The organism is Streptomyces sp. NK08204, from assembly GCF_020400585.1.
Taxonomy (GTDB): Bacteria; Actinomycetota; Actinomycetes; order Streptomycetales; family Streptomycetaceae; genus Streptomyces.
Window position 1 is genome coordinate 90957 of sequence record NZ_JAINVF010000008.1, and the last position, 26556, is coordinate 117512.

Consider the following 26556-nt stretch of genomic DNA (forward strand, 5'->3'; position numbering starts at 1 on the left):
CGCAGCCCTCCGCGTCCGCCCCGGGGCTGAGGCGCTGTGTGGCGCTGCACGTCCCGGGAAAGAAGGGCCTGTCCCCGTGTCCGTTCCGCTGTACCAGGCCAAGGCCGAGTTCTTCCGGATGCTGGGACACCCGGTGCGCATCCGGGTGCTGGAGCTGCTCCAGGACGGGCCGAGCCCGGTCCGGGACCTGCTGGCCGCCATCGAGGTGGAGCCGTCCAGCCTGTCGCAGCAGCTCGCGGTGCTGCGCCGCTCCGGGATCGTCACCTCCGAGCGGGACGGCTCGACCGTCGTGTACGAGCTGGCCGGCGGGGATGTCGCGGACCTGATGAAGGCCGCGCGGCGCATCCTCACCGAGATGCTGGCGGGCCGCACCGAGCTACTGGCCGAGCTGCGGGAATCCGAGGTGACCGCACGATGACGACGACCCTGGCCGCCGTGCGGGACCGGATCACCGCGCTGCTGCCCAACAGCGGCGATCTCGCGGACATCCGCCGCGACCCGCGGCGCGATCTGCTCGCCGGACTGACCGTCGCGATCGTCGCGCTGCCCCTCGCACTCGGCTTCGGCATCTCCTCCGGGCTCGGCGCCGAGGCCGGCCTGGCCACCGCCGTCGTCGCAGGCGCGCTCGCCGCCGTGTTCGGCGGCTCGAACCTCCAGGTCTCCGGCCCCACCGGGGCGATGACCGTCGTCCTGGTCCCGATCGTCGGCAAGTACGGACCCACCGGTGTTCTCACCGTCGGGCTCATGGCGGGCCTCATGCTCGTCGCCCTGGCCGTGCTGCGTGCCGGGAAGTACATGCGGTACGTGCCCGCACCGGTGGTGGAGGGCTTCACCCTCGGCATCGCCTGTGTGATCGGGCTCCAGCAGATCCCCAACGCACTGGGGGTGCCCAAACCCGAGGGCGACCGGGTGCTGGTGGTGACCCGGCGCGCGTTCGAGGAGTTCGCCGCGGCCCCGAACTGGACCGCCGTCGGCCTCGCGGTCGCGGTCGCCGCGGTCATGCTGGCCGGGGCGCGGTGGCGGCCGGCGATCCCGTTCTCCATCGTCGCCGTCATCGGCGCGACGGTCGTGGCGCAGGTCGCGGGCCTGGACGCGGCGAAGCCGATCGGCGCCCTGCCGGCCGGTCTGCCCGCCCCCTCGCTGTCCTTCCTCGACCTCGGCTCGTTCGGCTCGCTGCTGGCCCCCGCCGTCGCCGTCGCCGCGCTGGCGGCCCTGGAGTCGCTGCTGTCGGCGTCGGTCGCCGACGGCATGACGGTGGGCCGGCGGCACGACCCCGACCGCGAGCTGTTCGGGCAGGGTCTCGCCAACATCGCCGCCCCGCTGTTCGGCGGGGTCCCCGCGACCGGTGCCATCGCCCGCACCGCCGTAAACGTCCGCACCGGCGCGGGCTCCCGGCTGGCCGCCCTGACCCATGCCGCGGCGCTCGCCGTGATCGTGTTCGCGGCGGCGCCCCTGGTCTCGAGGATTCCGCTCGCCGCCCTCGCCGGTGTCCTGCTGGCCACCGCGATACGCATGGTCGAGGTCGGCTCGCTCAGGGCGATGGCCAGGGCCACCCGCTCCGACGCGGTCGTCCTCGTCCTCACCGCCGCCGCCACGCTCGCCCTCGACCTCGTCTACGCCGTCCTCATCGGCCTGGTCGCCGCGGGTGCGCTCGCGCTGCGTGCCGTCGCCCGACAGGCCCGCCTCGACCAGGTGCCGCTCGACCGCGGCGACCACACCGCCGAGGAGCACCGGCTGCTGGCGGAGCACATCGTCGCCTACCGCATCGACGGCCCGCTGTTCTTCGCCGCCGCCCACCGCTTCCTGCTGGAGCTGACCGAGGTCGCCGACGTGCGGGTGGTCATCCTGCGCATGTCGCGGGTGTCGACCATGGACGCCACCGGTGCCCTCGTCCTCAAGGACGCGGTGGAGAAGCTGAACCGGCGCGGCATCCTCGTCCTGGCCTCCGGGATACGCCCCGAGCAGCGCCAGGTCCTGGACTCCGTGGGCGCCCTGGATCTGCTGTGCCACAAGGGCCGGGAGTACGCCGCCACCCCCGAGGCGATCCGGGCCGCCCGGGACCACCTGGAGAACGCCGGAGTGCTGCCCGTCCAGCCGGCCGCAAGCCGCAGCGAGGAACCCGCCCGGCCCCTGGAGCCCGGCCGCCCGGTCCGCCCGGAGGTGCGATGACCACCCCGCCGTGCACCCTGCCCCGCCGGCACGTGCTCACCCTGCCCACCGAGCCGGCCGCCGTCGGCCTCGCCCGCGAGACGGCCGAGCAGGCGTGGGCCGAGTGGGGTATCGGCCCGAGCCGTCCCGCGCTGGGCCCGGCACTGCTGATCCTCAGCGAGCTGGTGACCAACAGCGTCCGCCACGCCGCGGCGCTCTCCCCGCAGGTCACGGTGGTCTACGCGGCGGGCGCCGACTGCCTGGCCTTCGCCGTCCACGACCGCCACCCCCACCTGCCCCTGCTGCACGCGGCGGTCACCGGCTCCGGATCCGGCGGACTGGCCACCGTCATGGAACTCACCCTCGGCCTCGGCGGCACCGCGGTGGTACGCCCGGACGCGGACGGCGGCGGCAAGAGCATCTGGATCACCCTGCCGCTCTGACCCACCCGACCGGTCGTCCCCAGCCTCACCAGCGAGGACCTCGCCCCAGCGGGGGCCGGGTGCGTCACCATTGCTAACCTCGGCAGTTCGGTACGGCCGTACGGGGTACCGGGAAAGGGACGGCACGATGAGCGCACCGCTCTACCAGTTGAAGGCCGAGTTCTTCAAGACACTCGGCCATCCCGCGCGTATTCGGGTCCTGGAACTGCTGAGCGAGCGCGAGCACGCGGTTGCCGAGATGCTGCCCGAGGTGGGCATCGAGCCCGCCCACCTCTCCCAGCAGCTGGCCGTGCTGCGCCGGGCCAACCTGGTGAAGACCCGCAAGGAGGGCTCGAACGTCTACTACTCGCTGACCAGCCCGCACGTGGCCGAGCTGCTCCGCGTGGCCCGCACCATCCTGTCCGGCGTCCTGACCGGCCAGGCCGAACTCCTCGCCGACCTGCAGGCCGCCCAGTCGGAGCCGAAGCGGCCGTCGTGACGGCCGGTCAGCGCCCGTCCGGGCGCGGCGTGTAGTGCCTCAAGAACATGTCGACCCCGCTCGCGATCAGACGGTCGGTCAGGCCGTCGTCGATCGTGGTGCCGTAGGCGCCGAAGACGAGGTGCGGATAGAGCAGGAGCGCGTACAGCTGCAGGATCGCCACCTCGATGTCGGGGACGTCGAGCCGGCCTTCGTCCACCAGGTGCTGCAGGGCACCGGCGACGACGGGGTGATGGCGTTCCGGTCCGGCGTCCTGCCAGACGGAGCCGAGTTCGGGGAACCGGTGCAGTTCCCGGGCGACGACGTTGCGCAGGTTGAGGACGTCGGGGTTGGCGCGGATGGCGTGCACCCAGGCGCGGGCCGTCGCGGTGAACGCCTCACGCAGGTCGTCGGCGTGGGTGAGGTGCTCGATCGCCTGCTCCAGGCTGTCGCCGAGCGGGCCGTCGAGTGAGTCCTTGACGGCCCCGATGAACAGGGCTTCCTTGCTCCCGAAGTGGTTGTAGACGGTCACCTTCGACACGCCCGCGGCCGTGGCGACCGCGTCCACGCTCACCTCGAAGCCCTCACGCAGGAACAGCTCCCGGGCGGCTTCGACGATGGCGCGACGCTTGGCCTCGGCGCGCGGGCCGGTGGGGGGCTGCTTGGCGGGCGGCACGGCGTTCGAGGAGGTCATGGGTGCAGTCTACCCAGGGATCTGAACTGAACGGTTGAGTTCACATGAACTGGCCCGTACAGTTCACTTCGCCTGTCGGGCCGGTCCGGTCCCGTCGGGGCCGTCCTGCTTCTCGGAGGAGTCGTTCATGAGCCACGCCCACCGCACCATCCATGCGCCACCCCCGTCCGCCCCGCCCCTGCCGCGCCGCTGGACGATGCTGGCGGTGCTCTGCCTGACCCAGTTCATGCTCGTACTGGACGTCACGGTCGTGAACGTCGCCCTGCCGGACATGGCGGCCGACCTGCACCTCGGCCGCGAAGCGCTCACCTGGGTCGTCACCTCCTACACCCTGTGCTTCGGCGGGCTGATGCTGCTCGGGGGCCGTCTCGCCGACGCGCTGGGCGCCCACCGCACGGTGCTCGCCGGTCTGGCAGTCTTCACCGGCGCCTCGCTGGTCACCGGGCTCTCCCAGGACGCGCCCCTGCTGCTGACCGGGCGGGTCTTCCAGGGCGTCGGGGCCGCACTGCTGTCCCCGGCCGCGCTGTCGATCGTCACGACCAGCTTCCACGGCGCCGAGCGCAACAAGGCCCTCGGCACGTGGGCCGCGCTCGGCGGCACCGGCTCGGCCGCGGGCGTCCTGCTCGGCGGCGCGCTCACGGCCGGCCCCGGATGGCAGTGGGTGTTCTACCTCAACGTGCCCGTCGGCGTCCTCGCGCTCGCGGTCCTGCCCGGCCTGCTGCCACGCAACGCCCCGCGGCCCGCGCGGCTCGACCTGCCCGGCGCGGTCCTGGTCACCGCGGGCACCGGCGCGCTGATCTACGGCCTGGTGCAGGCGGGCGACGCGGGCTGGGCAAGCGCCGGCGCCGCCGTGCCGCTGCTCGGCGCCCTCGCGCTGTACGGCGCGTTCGCCGCCGTCGAGCGCGCGAGCCGGGCCCCGCTGATGGACCTTCGGATGCTCACCCGGCGCCCGGTGGTGGCCGGCGCCTTCCTGATGCTCGTCGCCACCGCGCTGCTGATCGGATATTTCTTCCTCGGCTCGGTCTATCTCCAGCACCTGCGCGGCTACAGCCCGCTGCGTACCGGCCTGTTCTTCCTGCCGGTCGCCGTGGGGACGGGGCTCGGCGCCCACCTCGGATCCCGGTTCGTGGGCCGGATCGGCAGCCGGGTCACGGCGGTCGCCGGGCTGGTGATCGCCGCTGCCGGAACGGTGCCGCTCGCCCGGCTGACGAGCGAGAGCAGCGTGCCCGCACGCCTGCTGCCCGGCCTGGTCGTCGCCTCGCTCGGCGTCGGCGCGGTGTTCGTCACCGCCACCACCACCGCGCTCGCCCTGGTCGCCCCGGAGGAGGCCGGACTCGCGTCCGGTGTCGTCAACACCTTCCACGAGGTGGGCGGGTCGGTCGGCGTCGCCGTACTGTCCACGATCGCCGCCTCCGGGATCGAGCACGGTGCTGTCGGCGGCTTCCGGGACGCGTTCACCGCGAGCGCGGCCGTCGCCGCGGCCGGCGCCCTGGCCGGCCTGGTCCTCGTACCGCACCGCAGGCCGCAGGCGACCGGCGGTCCGCACGTGCACTGACGCGCGGGCGCGCCGTTGCGGACGGTGCGGCACTTGCAGGAATCGCGCGGTGCACAACGGCTGCCCGCCGCCCGGACAGCGGCCGAGGTCCGGCAGGAGAGGGGCCGGGGCCAGTGGCCACCGCTTGGTGAGGAACGGCCCCGGACGGCGGAAGATGAGTACGACGACTCAGGCGCCGCCCCCGGGAGCTGCTGAAGGGTGAGGGCATGACGTCGCCCTCACCGTTCCCCCCGGCCCAGCACCCTGGTCCCCATCCCCAGGCCCACCCTCACCCGTTTCCCGGTCACGAACCGCAGCCGCCGTCCGCGCCCCCTCGGCCGCGCCGCCGACGGGCGGTCGGCCTGGTGGCGCTGGTCGTGGCCGCCGTGTGTGCCGTGGCCGCCACCTGGTGGACACGGTCGGACGGTTCCGGCCCGCTCGCGGGCAGGCCCCGGGTCACCGACACACGGGCCGGGCTCTCCTACGCCGTGCCGGAGGGCTGGAAGCACGACGCCGCCAAGGACAACGGCCTGATCGGCGGGTTCTCGTCCCAGATCAGCCGGACGTCGGGCGCGGACTCCTCCAGCGGCGCCACCGTGCTGGCCGGCCGCGCCGGGCGGACCGTCGCGCGGGCCGACCTGCGCCGGGCCACGGAGGCGGCGGCCCGCTCCAACGCCGAGTTCTTCTTCCCGGACCGGCCCGCCACCCTCGTCACGTCACAGGCGACCGAGGTGGACGGCCGGCCCGCGCACACGGCCGTCCTGGAGATCTCCACGGACGGCGGGGACTCCGCACGCCTGGAGATGACCCTGCTGACCGTCCGCGGCGAGCGCACCTCCTTCCTCCTCGGCGTCACCACCGGTGCCTCCGACCCGACGGTCACACAGGACATCCACGAGGTCGTGGCCGACGCCGACGTCCGGTGACCTACCGCCAGGGTTCGCGTCGGCGTCCACCGCGCCGCAGGTAGAGGAGTGCTCCTCGGACGAGAGCCGGGCACCTGCAAGGCGCCGGGACAGCCGAGGGACGTCCCCGCCCGGGCGTCACGGACCGCGGGCCGACGACGGGCTGACAACGGGACCGGACACGGCAGGCGCCGCCCCCGCGAGGCGCGGGCGGGCGCTCGCCGACCCCGCTCACGGCGGCACCGCGCGCAGTGCGCGCAGCACCGCCCACACCACCGAGATGAGCGGCACCGCCACCACGGCACCGATCACCCCGGCCACGATGCTGCCCGCGATGACCGACACGGCGACGACGAGCGGGTGCAGCTGGACCGCCCAGCTCATCACCAGCGGGTGCAGCACATGCCCTTCGATCTGGCCGATCACGACGATGAGCACCAGCACGGCCGCCGCGATGAACGGTCCGCGTCCGGCGAGGGCGACCACCGTGGCCACGCCGAGCGCCACCGGCGAGCCCACCAGCGGCACGAACGCCGCGAAGAACTCCAGCAGCGCCAGCGGCAGCGCGAGCGGCACCCGCAGCACGAGCAGCGCGATGCCGACGAGGACGGAGTTGGTGGCGGCCACGATGATGATGCCGCGCGTGTACCCGGCGAACGTCCGCCACGCCGCCCGCCCCGCCAGCTCCCAGGCCGGGCGGGCACCGCTGGGCAGCAGCTCGTCGCGTGCCCACGCCCACAGGCGCTCGCCGGAATGGATGAAGAAGACGGAGGCGAAGAGCGCGAGCGCGACGCCGGTGGCCACCTCCACCACGCGGCCCAGCCCGGTCACGGCGGTGGTGAGGAGGCGGGAGCGGTGCACGGACAGGTAGTTCGTCACCTGGCCCTGCAGGTCGGCGAGCTTGCCCGGACTGAGCCGGAACGGCGGACGCTGCAGCCACTGCTCGATCTGGTGGATGCCGCCGCGGAACTCGCCCACCAGCTTCGACGACTCGTTCGCCACCGCGTTGCCCACCAGGGCCAGCAGTGCGAACAGGGCCAGCAGACTGCCCAGCAGCGCGACGGCGACGCACAGGGGCCGCGGCAGCACCCGGTTGAGCAGATCCGTCAGGGGACGCAGGACGGAGGTGACGACCAGGGCGAGGAAGAGGGCCACGGCGATGAGCTGGAAGCGGCCGAGGATGCTGAAGACGCCGTAGACGACGATGCCGACGATGATCAGCCGCCAGGCGTAGGCCGCCGTGGTCCGCAGCCATCCCATCCGGTGCATGGCCGGCGGCTCTCTCAGCTCGGCACGGCGGCGCATCGGCAGCCGCACCGAGTGGGCCGGCCTGCTGCCCAGCACCGCGCGGCCCGTCCGGCGCCCTCCGCCGGGGCCGGACGCCGGCCGGCGCGCATCACCCACCACTCCTCCCGACTCCTCTGCGTGACTGCCGCTGACGGCGGGTCACGTCTACAGAACCGTAAGGGCAAGCTGGGGGAGCGGCCCGTGCAACGCGCCCGCGTGCGGCGTGGACGGGCCCGCTCTCCAGGGCCGCCATCAGCGGGACGTCACGCTCTGGTACGGCCCCAGGAAGGTCCGTCGACCCCAGGAAGTTTGTTCCGTCCCCCGGCAGACCTCGTTCGGCCGGCTCCTGCCGATGCCCGCATCCCTCACCGCCCGAGGCGAGCACCGCCTCGAGCCGCGCGAGTTCCCCGGTCCGGCCCACCGACGGCGCCACGTGCGCCCTTGCAACCTCCCCGCGGTGCCCCTCCGCACCGGCGGCACCCTGGCGGGGCGTGGGCGCCCGCGGCGAGGCCGCGGGGCCGTGGCCCGTCACGCGCGCGTGCCACCGCTCCCGTGGGACCGGTTGTCACGCCGTGGGACGTGACGGTACGCGGGCTGTCCCGGCTCAGCGGCCGGTGCTCTCGCGTGCGCGTCCCACCGGCAGCAGTTCGCGGATGTCGGCGGGCAGCGCGTTCGCCATCCGCTCGGTGAGTTCCGGAGCCAGTGCGGCGTCGAGCACCTCCAGGACGGCGGCGGCCTCACGCAGGGCCGTCTCCTCGTCCGTGCCGGTCCGGTCGGCGATGCGCCCGGCGAACACGATCAGCCCGAACCGCTCGCCCGACGTTCCGGAGTCGGCCCCGGCGGACGCGTCCACCGCCTGCCGCATCGCCTCCGCCATGTCCGGCGGCAGCTGGGCGGCCACATGCCGGACGAGCCCGGACGGCAGCCGCTCCGCCAGCGTGCTCACTACGGCGTGCGCCACTCGTTCGGCCGCCGCCCGGTCCGGCAACTGGGCGAGGGCCTGCACTTTGGTCATCATCTCGTCGTGGTGCATGAGGCGGGCCCCTTCCTCACGATATCCGCGCGACCCCTGCCGAGTACCCCATGTGCGCTGCGCCGACCGCCGGAGCGGCTGGGCCCGCGAGGTCGAACGCCACCATGGCACGGCCAGTCGCATCGAGAAGCTGCTGACCGACCTCGGCCAGCCGCTCGACGCCCCGACCGACACCCCGCAGAAGGGTCCCCACTGATCAGCGAGCCGGGAAGGAAACCAGAGCAAGGTCCCATTGGTCAGCGGCGTGAATCAGCGCAGCCGTATCCATCCGCACCTCCACGACGTACTGGTAGATGCCCGCCCCGTCATCACCCTGCTGCCACGGGGGTGCCGCCTCCAAGGACAGATGAACGCGAATCACCGCCTCACTGTCGTCCCGATCGGCGAGGCCAAAGGCCAGAACCGGCTCGACGAACCACGTGTCCGGGTTCAACCAGCCTTCGGCATCAGGTCCCGTCACAGCCACCGTCCCCGCGGCCACCGCACGCAACCAAGCAGACACCTCGCGGGCTTCACCGGTCAGAAGACACGGATCGGCGAAGGACCAGCTGCCCTCGGGCGTCGTGACCGTTCCACCGACGACCAGCCAGTTGTCGTCGTAGGGGTCACCGCGGACTTCGGAGAACTGATAACGCAGCAGGCGGAGCTCGACACTGCTCGCGTGATCGCTCAAAAGCACCCCCACAGGATGTCACGGGCCCTCCCGGCTGTGCACCGCGCGGTTGGTCACCCTCACATGCGCACCCGGAGCCAGTCCCCGCCGGAGCGGTCACCGGCCGGCTCGTCGGCGCTCTCACCGGCTCCCGCCTCATTCGCGGTGGGCCGTGTGGGCACCGGTGAGGCCTCCTGAGCCCTGGAGCGCCGCTGATCCCACCGGTGCCGCCCGCCTCTGAGGGGCGCGGGCCGGCGGAGGCACGGGCGGCGACGGCCCTCGGTGCGGCGACATGCGTCAGCCCTCGCGTTCCTCCGCCACCGCCGTCTCGTAGGCGTGCAGCGTGTCGACGAAGAGGCGTCGCTGGGCGGGGGTGAGGGGGCCGAGTGCCCGCCGCCAGGCGGCGGCGCCGGGGGCGAGCCAGGCGGCGATCGCGTCGTGCTGGTCGGGGGAGACGGCCACGATTCTGCGGCGCCGGTCGGACGGGTCCTCGCGGCGGTCCAGCACGCCCTTCCCGCTCAGCTCCCCCACCATCAGGCTGACTGTGGTGGGGGCCACCTGCAGACGGGCGGCCAGTTCATTGACGGTCATGGGGCCGTCGAACAGCAGGCAGGACAACAGGGAGAGGTGACGGGGCGCCAGCGACAGCGACTCCAGCACCGGGGGCACGGGAATGCGCTTCGCCCTGCTCACCATCCGAGGCATGAGCAGCAGCAGCTCGCGCACCGCGGCGTCCACGTCGTCCGCCCCGGTCCCGCGCCGCGCAGATCCGGCCATCACACACACCCCTCACCATTTACCTTTGATGGCAAAGATGCTTTGCTTGCAAAGGTTTCCGTCCAGCATTCACCGGCCTACCTGCCCGCTGCCACGGGCACGAACGGAGATTCCACCATGCCGCACTTCACCGTGCACATCAGCGAGAGCGCTCTTGACGGCAAGACCGAGGAGGGTCTGATCCGCGGACTCACGGACGCGGTCGGCTCCGTCTACGGCGACCGCTTCAGCCGCCTCGTCGTAGTCGACCTCGTCGGACTTCCCGCCCACCGTCGGGGCATCGGCGGGAGAGCGGCCGACCAGGCCGCCCCGGACGTCACGCTGCGCCTGCGTGAGGCGGCCTACCGGCACCCGCAGGTGCCGGACACACCGGCGCGCCTGATCGCCGCCATCACCGATGCGGTGACCGGCGTGCTCGGCGAACAGGTCCGTGAGCAGGTGGCGGTCAGCCTGCTGTCCGTACCCGAGGGACGCTCCGGCGTCGGCGGCCAGGTCGCCTGACCCCGCGCGGCACCCTGCCGGAAGGTGCTCGCGCGTGCGCCTCACGCGAGCGGCGCGATGTCGACGCAGCAGCGGACGACGTCCCGTACGACCGGATTCCGGTCGTCGGCCGGAGCCCGGAGCCCAGGTGACGCCCACCCGTGGGGGGCCGGCTCCGGTCACCGGCCGGTGGACCACAGCGCAGGGCCCCCTCCGGCGAGGCCGGGGACACCCCCCGGACGAGTCGCCGGTGTCCGCTTCCGGCTTCCGAGGAGGAGACGTCGTGGACCTCGTTCCGCCGACCGTCATGTGCGGCGGCCGTCCTGACCGACGCCGGTATCGCCGCAGCCGACCTCGTGAAGGCACCGTTCGTGCTCGCGCATGCGGCGAGGCGGGGGGCCTACCCCGCCTTCTTCCGACGCCGGCCTTCCAGCGCCGGCCTTCCTGAAGGCGGTCGGCGCGGCGGGTCTGCCGCTCGGCCTGCTGGGCCCGCGCCCCCTCGGCGTCGCCGCCGGTATCGGCCTGGTCCTGTTCTGTACCGGCGCCCTCGCCGCGCGTGTGCGGGCACGGATGTTCCACACCATCGCCTTCCCGGGCCCGCTCCACGCACGGGCGCCGGCAGCACCGACCGTCACGGTGACACGGTGACTGGATTCAACTCCTCGCTCGGCAAGGGAAGTTACAGTTCAGCGTCCCGTTGCTCCTCCTCTGTCGGATGCACACAGAAGCCCCATAAACTGCCGTTCCCGCAGACATGCGGGCATTGTTGAGGGGGGAGCCACCATGTCCGAAGGTCCGTACGGTCCGAGCCAGGGGTTCGCCCTGCCGCCGATGCCACCCGTGCCGCCTGGACCACCCGGCCCGCCACCCGTGGCCCCGGACGGCCGGCGGGCGGCGGCCGTGGCCCTGCTCAACCTGAGCGGTCTCGGCCTCGGCTACGCACTGCTCCGGCGCTGGGTCGCGATGGCCGCCTGCTGGGTGGCGACCGTCGTCCTGCTGCTCGTGGCCCTGCCCGCGGACGCGGACGGCGTCCCGGGACTGGCGGTGACCGTCTACGCCGTACTCCTGCTGGCTGCGGCCGTCCACGGCGCGTTCGCCGGCCTGCGCGCCAGGCTCTCGTGGCCAGGGCGCGCGCCCCTGGCGCTGGCGTTGGGCGTGCTGCTGCTGGCCCTGCCGACAGGCGGCACGCTGTGGTACGAGGACGCCCACGACGAGGCCGTCGAACAGGCGCTCCTCGACCGGCTGGACCAAGCCGACCGCCTGGTGACGGCCGGCGACGGCAAGACGTTCGCCGCCGCCGAGACGGGTTACCGGGAGGCGCTGAGCACGTACCGGGACATCGCGCTCCACCACTCCGGCTCGCGCGCGGCCCGCCAGGTCCCCGACCGGCTGCGCAGCTACTACACCACGGTCGGCGCTGCCTACAGCCACAAGAACTACTGCGAGGCCATCGATGCGTTGAAGTACCTGCGCACCGTGCCCGACAACATGCCGAAGGACCAGCTGGGCTCGCTCACCCGCTGGCCCGACGACAGGCTGGCCACCTCGCTGTACGAGTGCGGAGCGAGCGGGCTGGCGGGCGGCGACGCGGACTGGGTCAGCCGTTTCGGCGACCTGCTCAACACGTTCCCCCGGTCGGCACAGGCGGCCAAGGTCGTGCCCGCGGTCGACGCGGCGGTGACGGCGGCGCAGAAGGCCGTCGGCGGTGACGAACCCTGCTCGGCCGTCGAGCAGTTGGGCACGCTCGACACGAAGATCGGCGACCTGTCGACCACGGCGGGCGACAACGGCGGCGGCCTGGCGAAGGCGGCGGACCGCGCCGGCAGAAGCGGCAGGGCGGGTAAGTACTCCTGCGGCGTGAGCCAGTACAAGGACGGCGACTTCGAGTCGGCCCAGAAGACCATGGAGCAGTTCGTCGCCGACAACAAGCACCACAGGAACGCGGCCCGCGCCAAGAAGATCGCGATCGCGGCCGAGGTCGCCCAGACGATCCCGGCCGCCGGGAAGAAGCTGCCCACCACCGCCTCCGGCGGCAGCATCTCGGTCACGGTGAAGAACGACAGCCCCGACGACGTCACCGTCCTCTACACGGGCCCGGTCACCGGCAGCTTCACCCTCAAGGGCTGCGGCAGTTGCACGTCGTACACCCTCGCCGACACCCTCATGCGCGGCTTCAAGCCCTGCAACGACAGCAGCAGGCACTACCCGCAGCGCACGCTCTACCTCCCCGTCGGCACCACCTACTTCGTGCACAAACCGCACGGCGGCAGCACCGCGACCCCGGCCTCGGACACCGCCAGGCTGCGCTCCGGGTACATCTACACCGAATGCGCGTACACGACCCGGACCTTCAGTTCCGGCACCTGACGGACGACGGAGCCACGGCCGGTCACACGACCGTGGCTCCGTCCCTCACCTGCCGTACCGCCGGTCACGGACCGCGTACGAACGCAGCGCACGCAGGAGGTCGATCTGCCGGAAGGCCGGCCACAGCACGTCGACGAAGTGCACCTCGGCGTAGGCGGACTGCCACAGCAGGAAGCCGGACAGCCGCTGCTCGCCCGAGGTGCGGATGATGAAGTCGGTGTCGTGACCGGTCGGCGAGTACAGGTTGTCGGTGATGTGCTCGAGGTCGAAGTCGGCCGCCAGGTCCCGGGGATCGCCCCCGGCCGCCATGTGCTTGTCGAAGGCGGTCCTGACCGCGTCGACGATCTCGCGGCGCCCGCCGTAGCCGACGGCGACGTCCACCTTCAGCCCGTTACGGCCGGTGGTACGGGCAGCGGCCTCCTTCAGGACCAGGGCGGTCGACCCGGGCAGCAGGTCGAGCGCGCCGATGATCTCGATCTCCCACGGCTCGTCGACCGCGCAGATGCGCAGCACGCTCTCCTCGATTATCTCCAGCAGAGGGCCGAGTTCGTGGGCGGGGCGGTGGAGGTTGTCGTCGGAGAGCATCCACAAGGTGACGTGCTTGATCCCGGCGTCGGCGCACCAGCGCAGGAAGTCGGTGACCTTGGCACCACCGACACGGTAGCCCTCGCGCACGTCGTCGTGCCCGGCGCCACGCGCCCAGCGGCGGTTGCCGTCCAGCATGATCGCCACATGCCGCGGCCGGGGCAGACCGTCCAACTTGTGGGCCAGACGGCGTACATACACCGCTTCCAACGCCGAGCGCAGAGCCTTCAAGGCCACGCCAACACTCCTTCAACGACCGGGGGTGCGCGTCACCTTATCTGTTACCGCCCCGGAAGCAGTATTTGCCCCTGCACACCACCAGGGCCGACCGCCCCGGCGGGACGAACGGCTTCACGAGGGCGCTGTGACGGCTCCGGGCGCGGCCAGGGCGAGGTTGCCATTGCCCGAATGACGTGCGAACTCCCGCAGCCCCAGCCACTGCCGCTGCCCGAGGGAGAAGTCGAGCACCCGAGTGAAGAAGTCCTCCAGCTTCCCGGAGCTGAACGGCTCCCAGGCGGCCAGCCGCCCGGCCAGCTCGGCGGACTCTCGGCGCGCGAGATCACGCGCGGCCAGCAGGCTGCGGTGCACCAGTTCGACGATGTCCGGCCGTTGCTCCGCCGCCTCTCTTCGCACCGCCCACACGGCCAGCACCAGGGGCAGCCCCGTCCAGCGCTTCCACAACTCCCCGAGGTCGTACACGTGGACACCGGGGTGTGCCGGCCGGCTCAACGTCGCGGCCAGGGCGGCGTCCCCGGTCAGCACGGCGGCATCGGCCGACGTCAGCATGGCGTCCAGATCGGGCGGCTGCGTCACGTACCTGGGGGCGATCCCGTAGTGCTTCTCCAGCAGCAGCCGGGAGATCTGCGCGGAGGTGGGGCTCGTGGTGGCGAGCGCGACGGTGCGGCCGTCCAGATCGCCGAGCGGTACTTTCGTGACGATCACGGATGTCTGGATGGGCCCGTCACTGCCCACGGCGATGCCGGGCAGTACCACGAGGTCACTGCTGTAGCGCAGGTACTCGACGGACGAGATCGCGCTGACGTCCACGTCCCCGGACAGCAGCCGCCCGGTCAGCCGGTCCGGTGTGTCCTGCACCAGGTCGATGTCCAGCAGAGCGGTACTGCGTGCCAGGCCCCAGTACAGGGGAGCGCACGTCAAGAACCCACTGCGTCCGACGCGTGGCCGGGGCGTCGGGCGGCTGGTCACTCCGGAGGACGTCATGGCGGTCAGCCTAACCTTACGCATGCACGAGGTGGCCTGTCCGAGGGTTGATCGACCGCTTCCCAGGTGAAGATGCGTATCTGGCCCTACTCGCGTGCCCGCGTCGAGGGCGGCGGCGGTCCGGGCAAGCCGCTGTCCTCTGAAAGGTGCTCTTGATCGTGGCCAGGCGACTTTGACCGATCGGGGCCCGGGACGGGTGGCTGCTGCCGGGTCTGTGATGATCGATCCGAACTCCGAGGAGGACGCGGTGGACGGGCAGAAAGAGGCGTCCGGTGCGGACCGGCAGGGTGCGGACGACGCCGCCGCCGTCCGGTTCCGGCCGTATGACGTGCTGGAACTGGCGTGTGCGTTCACCGAGACCACGGTCACCGATGTCTCTCGCTCCTGCATCTCCGTACGGTGGCCGTGGTCGGCGGTGGACCCGCAGGCGGAAAACATCAGGTGGAACGGCCAGAGGGCGCTTCCCGTGCATGAGGCCGACGACTGGGAGATCTTCCGCACCGAACCAGTGGAGGCGGCGCTGAAGCCGGGCGACACCTGTCAGGTGGGGATCCCCCCGACCGTGGTGCACGTCCTGGCAGTCCATCACTTCGATCCGCCTTCGGTGACCGGGATGCTGCCGCGGCCTGCGTCCTACCTGGAAGTCCTGCGACAGGGCGAAACCCATGACCCCGAACTCGAGGACCAGGGCTACGCGTTCGACCCGGCGGGCGGTGAACCGATCCGCATCGTGCCGCTCTTCCGCCCCTACGCCTTCCTCGAACCAGGCGATGAGGTCACCGACCGGGACGGGCGTCTTTGGCGGTTCGACGCGGCCTGGGACTGGCACCCCTTCGACGAAGCGCAGCCCAGCGCCCCGGCCTGGCCACTTGCCCTGCTCTTCCGCAAGGGCGAGCCCACACCCGAGGAGGCCGCCGCGGTCGCCCGGGCGACCGCGGTCGGCAGCCACGCCGAGGAACTGGAGCGGTGGACCGAACGCACTCTCGCGAGGCCGGTCACCCGCCAGCAGTGACCTTGCCGGGACCAAACAAGATCCGGTGGCAAGGAGCCGCCGACTGCTTCACTGAATGCGGTGGTCCTCCGGGCGCCCCGCTTTATTGACGCCGCCGTCGCCCAGCTCCGCGCCGGGGGCCGTGAGATCCGAGACGAGGACGTGGCCCGGTTGTCCCCGCACAAGCAATGAGCGTCAGGAGCGTCCACCCGACGGTGCACTTCCAAGCACCCACCGAGGGTTCCCGAAAAGCACTGTTCCCGTTGGGAGTCAGACCCTACTTTGCTGCCGGTGACAAGCGACCCCCGTGAACCGTCAGAGCCTCTTCCCACCCCCGGACTCTTCTCCCGCACGTATCTGGCTGCCACGGCGAGTTTCGCCGCGGTGATGTTCCTGACCGGGTTCGCGGCCATGGCGGTGATGCCGTTGCTGCCGGTGGCCGCTCGGGACCTCGACGGAGTCAGTCTCTACCCGCTGGTGGCAGGGGCGTTCGTGGCGGCGAGCCTGCTCGGTGGTGTGCTGGGCGGGGCATGGGCGGACCGCGGCGGGGCCCGGCGACCGCTGACAGCCGGGGTGGTCCTGACCGTCGCGACACTCCTCGTCTCCGCCACCAGTACCACCATCTGGCAGCTGGGCCTGGGACGCTTCACCGACGGGATCGCGGCGGGCCTGGTGGCGGTCTCCGTCAACGCGGCCATCGGGCAGTCCTACCCAGATCACCTCCGCGCCCGCGTCCTGTCCCTCATGAGTGCCTGCTGGATCGTGCCGTCACTGGCCGGTCCCCCGCTCGCGGGCTTCGTAGCCGCGTGGTGGTCATGGCGAGCGGTGTTCTTCGGCCTCGCGGCGCTCACCCTGATCCCTGCGGCGGCCGCGGTACTGCTTCTTCGTGGACGACCAGGTCGGCCAGGAGCATCGCAGGAGTTCGACACTCCCGAGGCGTCCGTGCGGCGGCCCGCCTTGCCCGCCGCAGTGACGGTAAGCGTGGCCGCGGCTCTCACCCAGTACGGCGTCACTGCCTGGAACGTACGTCACACGGTGTGCGCGCTGGTCGGTGTGGTGCTGCTTGTGGCGTTCGCCCCGCGGCTGCTGCCACCGCACACCTGGCGAGCCGAGGGCGGACTGCCCGCCACCGTGCTGTTGCGGGCGTTGACCTCCGGCGCGTACTTCACGCTGGAAGCCTTCGTCCCGCTGATGCTCAGCACGGCGCGACATGTGCCGGGCATGGTGACGGGGTTCGCGTTCACCGGGGCGGCACTCGCCTGGGCGGGGGCCTCCTGGGTGCAGGGCCGCCTGCAGAACCGTGTGCCGCGGCACCGGCTCGTCGCCGTTGGGGCCGGAATCATGGCGGCGGCGGTGGTGGTGGCGGCACTGTGCACTCTGCCGGCGGTGCCTCCGGCGGTAGCCGTGTCCTCGATGGCGATGGCCGCCGTCGGCATGGGGCTTGCGGCGCCGTCACTCACACTGCTGTCGCTCGCGCACACTCCAGCCGACCAGCAGGGCTACGCAAGCGGCGCGATGCAGATCTCGCAGAACCTCGGCCAGACCCTGGTCCTGGCCGTGGCATCGGCTCTGTTCACAGCGATCTCAGCGGCGTCGACGAGTCAGCTCCCGGCGTTTGCCGGGGCATTCGCGCTCCTGCTGCTTCCGATTGCGGGGGCCGCCGGTCTGGCAGGCCGGACGCGCGTCATGGGCGCAGAACAGCAACGCGCCTCCGGGCCGTCCGTCGCTACGCCCCCTGCTGAAGCCGGCAAGGGAACCTAGGGGTTCGGGGGTGCCACCGTGCGCATGACGATGCCGGTTCACGACCGGTGGCCGCCGGCAGAGGCCACCGCTACGGTAGGCCGATGCCACCGACGCCGCACCGCGCCGCGCTCCTCGTCATCGACATGCAGGACGCCATGATGCCCCTCATGCACCGCCCTGACCGAACCGTCGCAACCATCGCGGGTCTCGGCTTTCGGGCGCGTGCCCGGGACGTTCCCGTCATCACGGTTCGACAGCAAGGGGGCGGCGACGTCCTGCCGGAACTGGCGCCGCGGAACGGCGAGCCGGTGGTGACGAAGACCTCTGCGGACGCCTTCTTGGACACCGGCCTCGATGAGACGCTGATCCGCCTCGGGGTGACCGAGGTCCTCGTCACCGGTTTCGCCACGGAGAACTGCGTGGAGACGACCGCCCGCCAGGCCCTCAGCCGCGGCTACGACCTGGTGCTGGTGGCGGACGGGCACACCACATCCGTCCGCTCTCAGCCGACAGACTTCGCCCCGCCAGACCAGTCGATCGCCCATCACAACGAGATCTACCGGCACATCGACTTTCCTGATCGCAGCGTTCGGGTCCTGCCTGCCAGAGAGATTGACTTCATGGCGCCTCAGTCATCGGGACGCGTTTCATAGGTGGGCCACTTTGCGCTCACCCTCCTTTTCACGCATGCGGGAGACTGGTCGGCCTGGTACCGGGGCCGCGTCCTGGCTGGTCCGGCCGGCCGGACTCCCGGACCCTTAGCCGCCGTTGGAAACGTCGGCGCTCTGGGGCACGGCTCGCTGCGCACGGGCAGCCGCCGCAGCCGCGTGGGTGGCCCGAAGCGCGGGGTGTTTTTGCCGTCGCCCACAGGAATCGCCGCCGAAGCGACGGTCGGGTTCGTGCTGCTCGCCGCACTGGGGGTGGCGGCAACTGAGCCGCGCCATACCCACCGGGCAGTCATCCGCCCCGAACTTGTCTGGTCAAGTTTGGTCCTGGTTCTTCCGTTCGACAGCAGAGACCAGTACTCATGTCCCGTTAGTTGTGCACAGTCAGGCCGTGGGGTCATGACCCACGGCACCCCTCACAACGGGACGAGGTAACACGCATGCGACTGCGCTGGAGATCCCTCGGCGGGCTCCTCACCCTCCTCGGCGCACTGATCGTCTCCGCTCCCGGCCCCGCCCAGGCGGCCGGGAGCAGCGGCAACCTGATCGTCAACGGCGACGCGGAGACCGGCGGCTACTGCACCGGCGACTGGGCGGCGGCGAGCACCGTGCCCGGCTGGACCACCGAGGCCGGCGGACCGAACGTCATGTGCCACAGTGTCGCGTCCTTCGCACTGCCCAATGACGGCAGGACTCCCGGCAAGGCCTTCTTCGCACCGGGCAACTTCGGTGACGGCGCGATGACACAGACCGTGGACGTCTCCTCCGCGGCCACGGCCATCGACGGCGGCGGGATCACGTACAACCTCTCCGGCTGGCTCGGCGGCTGGACCACCTACAGCGGCCATGTCGCCGTCAGCCTCCACTTCCGCGACGCGAGCGGCCGTCCGACAGGCGCGACGGCCGTGCTGCCCACCGTGTCCGCGACCGACCGCGGCCTGACCACCGAGTTCCTCGCCCGCAGCACCACCGGCTCCGTGCCGACCGGGACACGGTCCATCCAGGTCGAGGTGCAGTTCCTGTCGAGCTCCCAGGAGACCGGCTACCTCGACAACCTCTCCCTCACTCTGAACACCCCGGTCACCACGCCGCCCCCGGCCACGCCGCCCGCCTCCCGTGTGCCCGGCTACGACCACGTGTTCATGGTCATGATGGAGAACACGGACTACTCCGAGGTCATGAACGACCCGGCGGACACCCCGTACATGCACAGCCTCATGGCCAAGGGCGCGACCCTGACGGACTACCACGGCGTCTACCACCCCAGCGACGAGAACTACCTCGCCATCGCCGGCGGCGACACCTACGCCAAGGGCGCCACCTACTGGCCCCACATCAACTCCCCCCAGCGGAACCTGGGAGACACCCTCGAAGCGGCCGGGAAAACCTGGAAGGCCTACGAGCAGGGCATGGGTACACCCTGCAACACCAAGAACGACTACGACAGTTACTACGAGCCCGACGACGCGCCGTTCATCAACTACACGGACATCAGCGGCGACGCCGCCCGCTGCGCGGCCCACCTCTTCGACACCTCGCAGCTGACCACCGACCTGCGGTCGGCATCGACCACCCCCGCGTTCTCCTGGATCGCCGCCGACGACTACTACGACGGCGAGGCCTCCGGCAACGGAAGCGCCACCAGTCTGAGGACACAGGACGGCTGGCTGAAGCAGACCCTCGACCCCGTCCTGGCCTCCCCGGCCTGGACCCAGCAGCGCTCCCTGCTCATCCTGACCTGGGACGAGAGCCAGAGCGAGGCGTACAACCACGTCGTCACCACGGTCCTCGGCTCCCAGGGCACCGTCCCGGCCGGTACCAGCAGCCCCAGCCACTACGACCACTACGGCATCGCCCGCACCATCGAGGACGCGCTCGGCCTGCCCGGGCTGACCGGCAACGACACCTACGCGACACCGCTCAACGCAGCCTTCGCGCCGTCCACCGCCACCACGCCGACCCTCACCAGCACCCTGAACGCGGTCGCCGACGGCGGGAACGCCACCTTCCGGTACGCCGTTCCGTCCGCTGCGCAGGTGAGTGCCAAGAACTGGATCGGCATCTACCCGGCGGGCGTCAACCCCGGCCAGCGGTCCGCGCTGACCTGGGCATACGCCCCCAATGCCAGCGGCGCCCTGACCTTCTCCACCAGCAAGCTGAACGGCGCCGGGACGTACCAGGTCTACTACCTCGCCAACGACGGCTACTCGGTACTGGCAGGGCCGTTCACCCTGTCCGTCGGCTGACCACCGACACGCAGCAGGGGCTCGACGAGGTCGGCTGCACGGGGTAGGACGGGGGAGGCGGGGTCGGCGGCCCGCCTCCCCCGGTGGTGGACGCGCTGCGGCCGACACGGTGGCCACGCGGTTCTCCGAGGCCCCGGCGAGCAGGTCGGCCGCCACGCCACCGGACGCTGAGAAGGCGAGGACACAGCGGCGGTGTCGTCGGCGACGACACCGCCGCCGGTGAGCGTGGCGACCGTCTCGCACAGCGCGAACAGGCCGCCGTGCGCGAGCGGCCCGTGATGTGCGGCCGACCGGCTTCGTCGACCACCGTGCGGACCGGCGTTCCCACGTCGTCCCACCGCCTCGGGGCACGCGGTCCTCAGCAGGTCCGTACGGCCTCGGGCCAAGCCCGCACCGCGAACGGCGTCACGTTGCGTGCCTGGCCGGCTCGGCGTCGTAGTCGATGCCAGGTCCGGCGGACCGGCCGGACCGCCCGGCCCCGGATGCGGCGCGCCCACGGTGTCCGGTTGCCGGGGCCAGCCCGTGCCGACCACCCGCAAGAAGGTGCACGATGGTGTCGTGAGGCTCAGCGGTGGGCGCCGTACCCCCTGACGCAAGGCCGCCGACGCGCGAGAGGAGGCGGCGGCGATGACACGTACACCTCCCATGACGGTCGCCAGGGTGCGGCTGTGGCGGTGGCGAGCCAATCCGCTCAGGCGGCACAGCGATGTCGTCGAGGCCTGGATCGTCCTCGCCACCTGGGTGCTCGTCCTGGTCGGCGGGGCCCTCGCGGGGTGGGCGGCGGCGCACACCGCGGACGCGACGTTCTCGGCCCGGCGGGCCCGGGTGCACGCCGTGTCGGCCGTGCTCACCGGGGACGCGGCACGGACCCCGCCCGCCGGCACCGGATACGACGACGCGCGGGTGCCGGCCACCGTGCGCTGGACGGACGCGCACGGCACCGTGCACACACAGCGGGCCAAGGTCTTTCCCGGTACCCCTCCCGGCGCCCGGGTCACCGTGTGGACCGACCGCACCGGCCATGTGGTGTCCGCACCCGTGACCGGCGCGGCGGCCACCGTGCAGGCGGCGCTCACCGGCGTCCTCGTCGCCCCGTCGGCAGGTGCGGCGGTCTGGGCCGTGGGATGGGTCGTCCGCACCCGTCTCATCCGGCGACGGATGGCCGAATGGGACGAGGAGTGGAAGCAGATCGGCCCTAGGTGGGGCAACCTGAGCGGCGGCGGCAGGGGAGGCTGAACGCAGCGCCCGCCCCCCGGAGCGGCACGAGAGGCTGATACCAGCGCCCGTCCCCCGGCAGCGGCACGAGAGCGGCATGACCAGGACGGTGCGGACACGTGCGCGGGAAGGGCCACCACCCCACCGGGGCCGACCGCCCCAGTTCCGCAACTGGCAGGCGCCGGCGGGAACGCGAAGCCGATCGAGGCCGGTTCCTGCGCCACCGATGCGCGATGCCCGATGCCCGATGCGCTGAAGCCTCCGGGCTGGTGCCGATGAAACAGCGGCTGGAGCAGAGACTTTGAGCACCCGCCATCTTGTCGGCGATGGCGCAAGGCATTTCAATGCTGGCAGCCTCCCACAGGAGAAACATCCGCCCCACACACCCAACCAAGGGGTTTTTCTTGACCGCTGTACGCGTCACCGCCATCACCGCAGCTGCCTGTGCCGCCGTGCTCGCTGCCGCGCTGCCTTCCTCCGCGATCAACTCGTACAACGCCACGCCCGCACCCGAACGCACCGAGGTCGGGGCGCTCGTCGCCACCTGGGACAACGACGACAACCCGGCGACCCCGGACCGCGTCGACTGGGTGTGCTCGGGCACGATGATCGACGCGAAAACCTTCCTGACCGCGGCGCACTGCACCAGTGACTGGCCGGCCGGCGTCCGGTTCTACGTGTCGCTGGACCAGGACGTCCAGGCCGGGCTGGACGCCGCCGCGAAGATGTACCCGGGCGATCCGGCCGCCCAGGCGAACGCGGTCGCCGTCGAGGGCACCGCACACACCCACCCCGACTACCCGGGCCCCTCCTCCGACCCGCACGACATCGCGGTCATCGAACTCGACGCCGCCAAGGTCGCGTCCCGCTGGTCCTTCACCCCGGCCACCCTCCCGGCCGCGAACCAGCTGGACGCCCTCGGCCCGCAGCAGCTGAACTCCACCGACTGGTTCGTCGCCGGCTACGGCACCCAGGAAGCCGCCAACGGCCCCGGCGGGCAGACGCACCCGGGCGGCGGCGTGCGCATGAAGGCGCCGGTGACGTTCGACGCCCTCAACGACGCCTGGGTCCGGCTCGCCATGACCGCACCACAGGGCAACGGCGGCGCCTGCTACGGCGACTCCGGCGGGCCCAACTTCGCGGTCATCGGCGGCAGGAACATCCTCACCTCCACCACCATCACCGGCGACACACCCTGCTATGCCACGAACGTCACCTATCGCCTCGACACACCGGGCGCCCGCGCCTTCCTGACCCCGTTCGTGAAGCTGCCGTAAGAGCAGACGGCATGGGAGGACGGTCGGACTCTCCGCGTCGAACGCGTGGCTCAGCTGTTCGGCGGGGAGGTCCGGCCCCCTGGCGCGTGGCCCGGGCAGCGGAAACAGAAGACGGGTCCCGGACGCCCTCGTCGCCCGCCGCCCCGCAGCGCCCAGTGCCAGGACGGCCCGATGGAGGACAGGCGAGCGGCCACCACCTGCACCGCAGACGCGGGCACGGCGGCGCACTACCGCGGGGCCCTCGTCGAGCACCCCCCGTGACGCCGTCGGCTGCTTGCCGGCCGCGCTGACCGCTCCGTCGTCGTTCCGCCTCTGCGCGGTGTTCGCCGTCCTGGTCAACAGCCGCCGCTTCCGGGGTACTTCACGACCAGACCGTCCTGGACCACACCTCCGTCGACGCCGAAGTCCCACGACCGCCGCGGTCATCAGCGGGGCCGGCCTTCAGGCCGGCCGGGTCCGTCGGCCGCATCGGGTGCGACGCCGCTCTCGCGGGGCTGCCCGCGTTGGACCGCTGGCCCCGCCAGGCCGTCGTGCGACACGACACTGGGCCGGATCGTCGTGAAGCTGTTCCCGGAGTACGCGCCGGAGAGCATCGCCGACTTCCTCGGACTGGCCGACGGAAGCCGCCCCTGGCGCGCCCCGGCCACCCGGTGCACCCGGCCAGGGGCCGCTCGGCAACGGAACCGTCTTCCGCCGGGTCATCGACGGCTTCATGATCCAGGGAGGCGCCCCCCTGGGCACCGGCCGTGGTGGCCCGGGCTACGAGCTCAAGGACGAGTTCCATCCCAGGCTCCGTTTCGACCGGCCCTGCTTCCTGGCGATGGCCAACCCCGGACCAGGCACCAACGGCTCCCAGTTCTTCATCACCGTGGGCCCGACGGGTCCGGACGAGCCTCCCCTCACGGACCTCAGGGTCGAGTCCATCGCCGTCGACCGGTCGTGATCCGCGTCCGACAGCCGATTCCACGGCCTGGGCGGTTGCGAACTGCCGCCCGGCCGGCCCAGCGGGCCGGCCGAGAGCGGTACGCGGTTCTAGCGGGCGGTTCCGAAGTCCTGGGTCCAGTAGGAGCCGGGCTGTGCGAGGCCGACGCCGATCTCCTTGAACGCGCAGTTGAGGATGTTCGCCTTGTGGCCGGGGCTGGACATCCAGCCCGCCATGACCTGCTCGGGAGTGGAGTAACCGTAGGCGATGTTCTCGCCGTACGTGCTCCAGACGTAGCCGGCACGCGTGATCCGGTCGCCGGGGGAGGAGCCGTCGGAACCGGTGTGCGACATGTTCTGGTGGGAGGCCATGTCGGCGCTGTGCGCCTGCGCGGCCTTGGTCAGGGTCGCGTTGAGGGTCACCGGCGCACAACCGGCCTTGGCGCGCTCGGCGTTGACGAGTTCGACGATGCGGGCAACGACCCCGGACGCCGTGGCGGTGGGCTTCGGTGTGCTGGGAGACGCGGTCGCCGTGGGCTTCGGGGCGGTGGGCTTCGGGGTGGCGGTCGGGTGCGGGGAGGCGGTGGCCTTCGGCACGCTGTGAGACGGGCGGATCCGGTGCTTCGCCGCGGCAGCCTTCCAGTGCGCAGGGGCGGTCACGGTCCTCGAGGCGACCGGGGTGGGCTCCCTCGCCTCGTCCCGGCTCCAGTGGTGATACCAGTCGGGACGGTTCCACGGATGCTCGACCGTGTTCCCGGCAGCGCTGTAGTGACGGTCCCCGCCGTTGTCCGGCCAGGCGCCACAGGCCATGGCAGCCGTGGGCACGCCGACGACGCCCATGGCTACGGCCGCGACGATTATTCGCCGGTGGTGTTGCTTCTGGCGGTGCTTCCCCATTGCGTGACCTCACTCCATGATCGCGAGCGCCCCTCGTGCCGCGGGCCCTGCGCAGAATCGGCTGCTGAACTGCGGAGACGTTCTGCGGGTCGCCATTCTTAGAAAGGACTCGCAAAGAGTGCAACGCCCCTTCGTGCCGCCTCGCCGCCCAGTTTTGGCAGGGTCATGCAGGGGGCTGGGTGTACGCGCCCCGGCTCATATTTCCTTTCGCGAACCCTGCGGTCCCATCAGAAGCCCCTGAACGCCGGGGACATGAGCGGGACGTCCGGGCGTGCGGAGCGCCGCCGGCCGCGACGCCGCCCACCCGTGGACCAAACCGGACATATCCCGTTTATTCTGAGAGTGTTATCCCGTATTCGGCGCGCCGAGTAGTGCGGCCGGTGTGACGGAACTCACGGAACCATTTCTTCCGATTGTGTCCGGTCAGCCGGCCGCCATGGCCGCCGCCTTGCGCAGGGGAGAGACGAAGGCCAGGGCGAGCAGGGACAGTGCGAGGTTGAGCACCAGGGTCACCGTGAAGGCGTGCGCGTAGGCGTGCTGGGAGTCGGAGTCCCCGAGGGTGGTGAAGTAGACCAGCCCGACCAGCGTGACGCCGACGGACATGCCCAGCTGCCCCACGGTCTCCAGGACACCCGCCGCGCTGCCGGCGTCCTGCGGTGGAACCTCGGTCAGCGCGGTGCCGAGCAGCGGACTGACACCGAGGCCCTGTCCCAGGCCGATGACGAGCAGGGCCGGGACGAGCATCGGCCCGGACAGCGAGTCTCCCGCGATCAGTGCTGTGAGCAGCAGCAGCAGATAGCCGACGGCGTTGAGCCCGTACCCGGCGGTCAGGACGTGCAGACCCAGCCGCGGCATGATCTTGGGCAGTGCCATGGTGGTCGCCGTGAAGGCGACCCCGAGGCACGTGAACAGCAGCCCGGACTTCAGGGCCGAGTAGCCAAGGCCGCTCTGGAGCTGGATGGCGAGCACGAAGAACAGGCCGGCGTTGCAGGCGAAGAACGCCAGGAACAGCGCATTGCCCGAGCGGAAGCCGCGCAGCCGGAGCAGCGGCGGGCTGACCAGAGGCTGGCCGCCGCTCGCGGACAGCCGGCGCTGCCACCATCCGAACGCGACGAAGCACGGCACGGACAGCGCCATCAGCAGGAGACACCACAGGGGCCATCCGGCTGTGCGGCCTTCGGCGAGCGGGAAGGACCACAGCAGCAGGGCCAGCGTGAGCAGGGCGACGCCCGGCAGGTCCAGACGAGGACGGCGGACACCCCGGAAACCGGGCATGGTCAGCGCGGCGCCCGCGATGGCGACCAGACCCAGGGGGATGTTGACGAGGAAGATGGGGCGCCAGCCCCAGCCGAAGAGGTCCAGGTGGACCAGTACCCCACCGATCAACTGGCCGGTGATCGCGGCGAGTCCGATCGTCACGCCGAACAGCGCGAGCGCGCGGTCGCGCCGGGAGCCTTCGAACGAGGTCTGGATGATGGAAAGCGTCTGGGGAAAGAACAGCGCCGCGGCGAAGCCCTGGACGCAGCGGAAAGCGATCAGGACCTCCGGACCCGGCGCGATGCCGCAGCACAGGGATGCGGCGGTGAAGAGTCCGAGGCCGGTGAGGAACATCCGCTTGTAGCCCACGATGTCGCCGAGCCGGCCGCCGGTGACCAGGAACAGGCCGTACACCATGATGTAGCCGCCGACCGTCATCTCGGCGGCGGAGACGGAAGCGTCGAGGTCGTCACGGATGGACGGTATGGCGACGTTGACGATGTAGGAGTCCATTGCCGCCATGAACGTGGCGGCCATCGCCACCGCGAGCATCGCCTTCAGCCGGGCGGGCGGCGTCGCCGGTGGCCCGGCGGTGGCGTCCGCCGCCGTTGCGGTGCCCGCGCCTGTCCTGGTGTCCGATGCGTTCTGCAGCGGGTCGGTGACGGACATCGACTTCTCATCCTGCATGAGCTGTCCTGCTCTCGTGAGGGGCGGGCCTGACGGTGCCGCACTCCGAACGGGCCAGAGGGAGATGTGTCCCC

General features: G+C 71.7%; 26 protein-coding genes. 17 read left to right on the top strand and 9 right to left on the bottom strand.

Features of this window, described 5'->3' with window-relative positions; translation table 11 throughout:
• Nucleotides 1–76 precede the first annotated feature (76 nt).
• The 4 genes from K7G59_RS15115 (at nt 77) to K7G59_RS15130 (ending at nt 3069) form a co-directional block, all read left to right on the top strand.
• Nucleotides 77–418, top strand: coding sequence for a metalloregulator ArsR/SmtB family transcription factor (locus K7G59_RS15115; RefSeq protein ID WP_225834379.1), 342 nt, complete (start codon nt 77–79; stop codon nt 416–418).
• Nucleotides 415–2169: a SulP family inorganic anion transporter gene (locus K7G59_RS15120; protein WP_225834381.1), complete on the top strand. Its 1755-nt coding sequence runs from the start codon at nt 415–417 to the stop codon at nt 2167–2169. Before K7G59_RS15115 ends, K7G59_RS15120 begins: the two co-directional genes overlap by 4 nt.
• Nucleotides 2166–2591, top strand: coding sequence for an anti-sigma regulatory factor (locus tag K7G59_RS15125; protein WP_225834382.1), 426 nt, complete (start codon nt 2166–2168; stop codon nt 2589–2591). The genes K7G59_RS15120 and K7G59_RS15125 overlap by 4 nt, the downstream gene beginning before the upstream one ends.
• Nucleotides 2592–2718: 127 nt before the next feature.
• Nucleotides 2719–3069: a metalloregulator ArsR/SmtB family transcription factor gene (locus K7G59_RS15130; RefSeq protein WP_225834383.1), complete on the top strand. Its 351-nt coding sequence runs from the start codon at nt 2719–2721 to the stop codon at nt 3067–3069.
• Nucleotides 3070–3076: 7 nt separating this feature from the next.
• On the opposite strand, the gene K7G59_RS15135 is transcribed toward K7G59_RS15130, so the two are convergent.
• A complete protein-coding gene (locus K7G59_RS15135; protein WP_225834384.1) occupies nt 3077–3742 on the bottom strand; it encodes a TetR/AcrR family transcriptional regulator in 666 nt (221 codons plus the stop codon).
• A 127-nt stretch (nt 3743–3869) separates the two neighbouring features.
• Between K7G59_RS15135 and K7G59_RS15140 the strand changes: the two genes are divergently transcribed.
• Both K7G59_RS15140 and K7G59_RS15145 read left to right on the top strand, forming a co-directional pair.
• On the top strand, nt 3870–5297 hold the full coding sequence (locus K7G59_RS15140) for an MFS transporter (RefSeq protein WP_225834385.1): 1428 nt from the start codon (nt 3870–3872) through the stop codon (nt 5295–5297).
• Nucleotides 5298–5641: 344 nt separating this feature from the next.
• The gene (locus K7G59_RS15145) at nt 5642–6202 is read left to right on the top strand and encodes a hypothetical protein (protein WP_225834386.1); all 561 of its coding nucleotides are present in this window, start codon (nt 5642–5644) and stop codon (nt 6200–6202) included.
• A gap of 210 nt (nt 6203–6412) precedes the next feature.
• Here the strand turns inward: K7G59_RS15145 and K7G59_RS15150 are convergent, their stop codons facing one another.
• Together K7G59_RS15150 and K7G59_RS15155 are read right to left on the bottom strand one after the other, a co-directional pair.
• Nucleotides 6413–7588 (bottom strand): AI-2E family transporter, encoded by a 1176-nt coding sequence (locus K7G59_RS15150; RefSeq protein ID WP_374114230.1) that lies wholly within the window; start codon nt 7586–7588, stop codon nt 6413–6415.
• A 484-nt stretch (nt 7589–8072) separates the two neighbouring features.
• Nucleotides 8073–8501 (bottom strand): DUF2267 domain-containing protein, encoded by a 429-nt coding sequence (locus K7G59_RS15155; protein ID WP_225834398.1) that lies wholly within the window; start codon nt 8499–8501, stop codon nt 8073–8075.
• Nucleotides 8502–8553: 52 nt separating this feature from the next.
• On the opposite strand from K7G59_RS15155, the gene K7G59_RS15160 reads away from it, so the two are divergent.
• Nucleotides 8554–8697: a hypothetical protein gene (locus tag K7G59_RS15160; protein ID WP_225834399.1), complete on the top strand. Its 144-nt coding sequence runs from the start codon at nt 8554–8556 to the stop codon at nt 8695–8697.
• On the opposite strand, the gene K7G59_RS15165 is transcribed toward K7G59_RS15160, so the two are convergent.
• Nucleotides 8698–9180 (bottom strand): hypothetical protein, encoded by a 483-nt coding sequence (locus tag K7G59_RS15165; RefSeq protein ID WP_225834400.1) that lies wholly within the window; start codon nt 9178–9180, stop codon nt 8698–8700. It abuts the gene before it with no gap.
• 270 nt (nt 9181–9450) lie between these two features.
• Complete coding sequence (locus K7G59_RS15170) at nt 9451–9930, bottom strand: MarR family winged helix-turn-helix transcriptional regulator (RefSeq protein WP_225834401.1); 480 nt, start codon at nt 9928–9930, stop codon at nt 9451–9453.
• Between the two features lie 117 nt (nt 9931–10047).
• Between K7G59_RS15170 and K7G59_RS15175 the strand changes: the two genes are divergently transcribed.
• From K7G59_RS15175 to K7G59_RS15185, 3 genes are all read left to right on the top strand, one after another.
• Nucleotides 10048–10431 carry a hypothetical protein gene (locus tag K7G59_RS15175; protein ID WP_225834402.1) on the top strand — a complete coding sequence of 128 codons (384 nt, stop codon included), beginning with the start codon at nt 10048–10050 and terminating at the stop codon, nt 10429–10431.
• Nucleotides 10432–10791: 360 nt separating this feature from the next.
• Nucleotides 10792–11058: a DoxX family protein gene (locus K7G59_RS15180; protein ID WP_308295038.1), complete on the top strand. Its 267-nt coding sequence runs from the start codon at nt 10792–10794 to the stop codon at nt 11056–11058.
• Between the two features lie 135 nt (nt 11059–11193).
• Nucleotides 11194–12777, top strand: coding sequence for a hypothetical protein (locus K7G59_RS15185; protein ID WP_225834403.1), 1584 nt, complete (start codon nt 11194–11196; stop codon nt 12775–12777).
• 45 nt (nt 12778–12822) lie between these two features.
• Here K7G59_RS15185 and K7G59_RS15190 read toward each other — a convergent pair whose 3' ends face one another.
• Together K7G59_RS15190 and K7G59_RS15195 are read right to left on the bottom strand one after the other, a co-directional pair.
• Nucleotides 12823–13599: an isoprenyl transferase gene (locus K7G59_RS15190; RefSeq protein WP_374114231.1), complete on the bottom strand. Its 777-nt coding sequence runs from the start codon at nt 13597–13599 to the stop codon at nt 12823–12825.
• 114 nt (nt 13600–13713) lie between these two features.
• On the bottom strand, nt 13714–14607 hold the full coding sequence (locus K7G59_RS15195) for a menaquinone biosynthesis protein (RefSeq protein WP_308295039.1): 894 nt from the start codon (nt 14605–14607) through the stop codon (nt 13714–13716).
• A gap of 193 nt (nt 14608–14800) precedes the next feature.
• Between K7G59_RS15195 and K7G59_RS15200 the strand changes: the two genes are divergently transcribed.
• The 7 genes from K7G59_RS15200 to K7G59_RS35045 all read left to right on the top strand — a co-directional run bounded on the left by K7G59_RS15200 (nt 14801) and on the right by K7G59_RS35045 (nt 23663).
• The gene (locus K7G59_RS15200; RefSeq protein ID WP_225834405.1) at nt 14801–15595 is read left to right on the top strand and encodes a hypothetical protein; all 795 of its coding nucleotides are present in this window, start codon (nt 14801–14803) and stop codon (nt 15593–15595) included.
• A gap of 366 nt (nt 15596–15961) precedes the next feature.
• A complete protein-coding gene (locus K7G59_RS15205) occupies nt 15962–17335 on the top strand; it encodes an MFS transporter (RefSeq protein ID WP_225834644.1) in 1374 nt (457 codons plus the stop codon).
• A gap of 83 nt (nt 17336–17418) precedes the next feature.
• Nucleotides 17419–17970, top strand: coding sequence for an isochorismatase family protein (locus K7G59_RS15210; RefSeq protein WP_225834406.1), 552 nt, complete (start codon nt 17419–17421; stop codon nt 17968–17970).
• A gap of 452 nt (nt 17971–18422) precedes the next feature.
• Nucleotides 18423–20228, top strand: coding sequence for an alkaline phosphatase family protein (locus K7G59_RS15215; RefSeq protein ID WP_225834407.1), 1806 nt, complete (start codon nt 18423–18425; stop codon nt 20226–20228).
• Between the two features lie 627 nt (nt 20229–20855).
• Nucleotides 20856–21464, top strand: a complete 609-nt coding sequence (locus K7G59_RS15220) for a hypothetical protein (protein WP_225834408.1) — start codon at nt 20856–20858, stop codon at nt 21462–21464.
• A 383-nt stretch (nt 21465–21847) separates the two neighbouring features.
• The gene (locus K7G59_RS15225; protein ID WP_225834409.1) at nt 21848–22720 is read left to right on the top strand and encodes a trypsin-like serine protease; all 873 of its coding nucleotides are present in this window, start codon (nt 21848–21850) and stop codon (nt 22718–22720) included.
• A gap of 712 nt (nt 22721–23432) precedes the next feature.
• The gene (locus K7G59_RS35045; protein ID WP_308295040.1) at nt 23433–23663 is read left to right on the top strand and encodes a peptidylprolyl isomerase; all 231 of its coding nucleotides are present in this window, start codon (nt 23433–23435) and stop codon (nt 23661–23663) included.
• A gap of 89 nt (nt 23664–23752) precedes the next feature.
• Here K7G59_RS35045 and K7G59_RS15235 read toward each other — a convergent pair whose 3' ends face one another.
• Complete coding sequence (locus K7G59_RS15235) at nt 23753–24538, bottom strand: CAP domain-containing protein (RefSeq protein WP_225834410.1); 786 nt, start codon at nt 24536–24538, stop codon at nt 23753–23755.
• Between the two features lie 423 nt (nt 24539–24961).
• The gene (locus tag K7G59_RS15240) at nt 24962–26482 is read right to left on the bottom strand and encodes an MFS transporter (RefSeq protein WP_225834411.1); all 1521 of its coding nucleotides are present in this window, start codon (nt 26480–26482) and stop codon (nt 24962–24964) included.
• Nucleotides 26483–26556: the final 74 nt, after the last annotated feature.

What these genes read in the sequence shown, in the direction of transcription:
- K7G59_RS15120 (WP_225834381.1), top strand. Translation starts at nt 415, where the DNA reads ATGACGACGACCCTGGCCGCCGTGCGGGACCGGATCACCGCGCTGCTG.
- K7G59_RS15125 (WP_225834382.1), top strand. Translation starts at nt 2,166, where the DNA reads ATGACCACCCCGCCGTGCACCCTGCCCCGCCGGCACGTGCTCACCCTG.
- K7G59_RS15130 (WP_225834383.1), top strand. Translation starts at nt 2,719, where the DNA reads ATGAGCGCACCGCTCTACCAGTTGAAGGCCGAGTTCTTCAAGACACTC.
- K7G59_RS15135 (WP_225834384.1), bottom strand. Translation starts at nt 3,742, where the DNA reads ATGACCTCCTCGAACGCCGTGCCGCCCGCCAAGCAGCCCCCCACCGGC.
- K7G59_RS15140 (WP_225834385.1), top strand. Translation starts at nt 3,870, where the DNA reads ATGAGCCACGCCCACCGCACCATCCATGCGCCACCCCCGTCCGCCCCG.
- K7G59_RS15155 (WP_225834398.1), bottom strand. Translation starts at nt 8,501, where the DNA reads ATGCACCACGACGAGATGATGACCAAAGTGCAGGCCCTCGCCCAGTTG.
- K7G59_RS15170 (WP_225834401.1), bottom strand. Translation starts at nt 9,930, where the DNA reads ATGGCCGGATCTGCGCGGCGCGGGACCGGGGCGGACGACGTGGACGCC.
- K7G59_RS15175 (WP_225834402.1), top strand. Translation starts at nt 10,048, where the DNA reads ATGCCGCACTTCACCGTGCACATCAGCGAGAGCGCTCTTGACGGCAAG.
- K7G59_RS15180 (WP_308295038.1), top strand. Translation starts at nt 10,792, where the DNA reads ATGCGGCGAGGCGGGGGGCCTACCCCGCCTTCTTCCGACGCCGGCCTT.
- K7G59_RS15185 (WP_225834403.1), top strand. Translation starts at nt 11,194, where the DNA reads ATGTCCGAAGGTCCGTACGGTCCGAGCCAGGGGTTCGCCCTGCCGCCG.
- K7G59_RS15195 (WP_308295039.1), bottom strand. Translation starts at nt 14,607, where the DNA reads ATGCGTAAGGTTAGGCTGACCGCCATGACGTCCTCCGGAGTGACCAGC.
- K7G59_RS15200 (WP_225834405.1), top strand. Translation starts at nt 14,801, where the DNA reads ATGATCGATCCGAACTCCGAGGAGGACGCGGTGGACGGGCAGAAAGAG.
- K7G59_RS15205 (WP_225834644.1), top strand. Translation starts at nt 15,962, where the DNA reads ATGTTCCTGACCGGGTTCGCGGCCATGGCGGTGATGCCGTTGCTGCCG.
- K7G59_RS15210 (WP_225834406.1), top strand. Translation starts at nt 17,419, where the DNA reads ATGCCACCGACGCCGCACCGCGCCGCGCTCCTCGTCATCGACATGCAG.
- K7G59_RS15215 (WP_225834407.1), top strand. Translation starts at nt 18,423, where the DNA reads ATGCGACTGCGCTGGAGATCCCTCGGCGGGCTCCTCACCCTCCTCGGC.
- K7G59_RS15220 (WP_225834408.1), top strand. Translation starts at nt 20,856, where the DNA reads ATGACACGTACACCTCCCATGACGGTCGCCAGGGTGCGGCTGTGGCGG.
- K7G59_RS35045 (WP_308295040.1), top strand. Translation starts at nt 23,433, where the DNA reads ATGATCCAGGGAGGCGCCCCCCTGGGCACCGGCCGTGGTGGCCCGGGC.
- K7G59_RS15235 (WP_225834410.1), bottom strand. Translation starts at nt 24,538, where the DNA reads ATGGGGAAGCACCGCCAGAAGCAACACCACCGGCGAATAATCGTCGCG.
- K7G59_RS15240 (WP_225834411.1), bottom strand. Translation starts at nt 26,482, where the DNA reads ATGCAGGATGAGAAGTCGATGTCCGTCACCGACCCGCTGCAGAACGCA.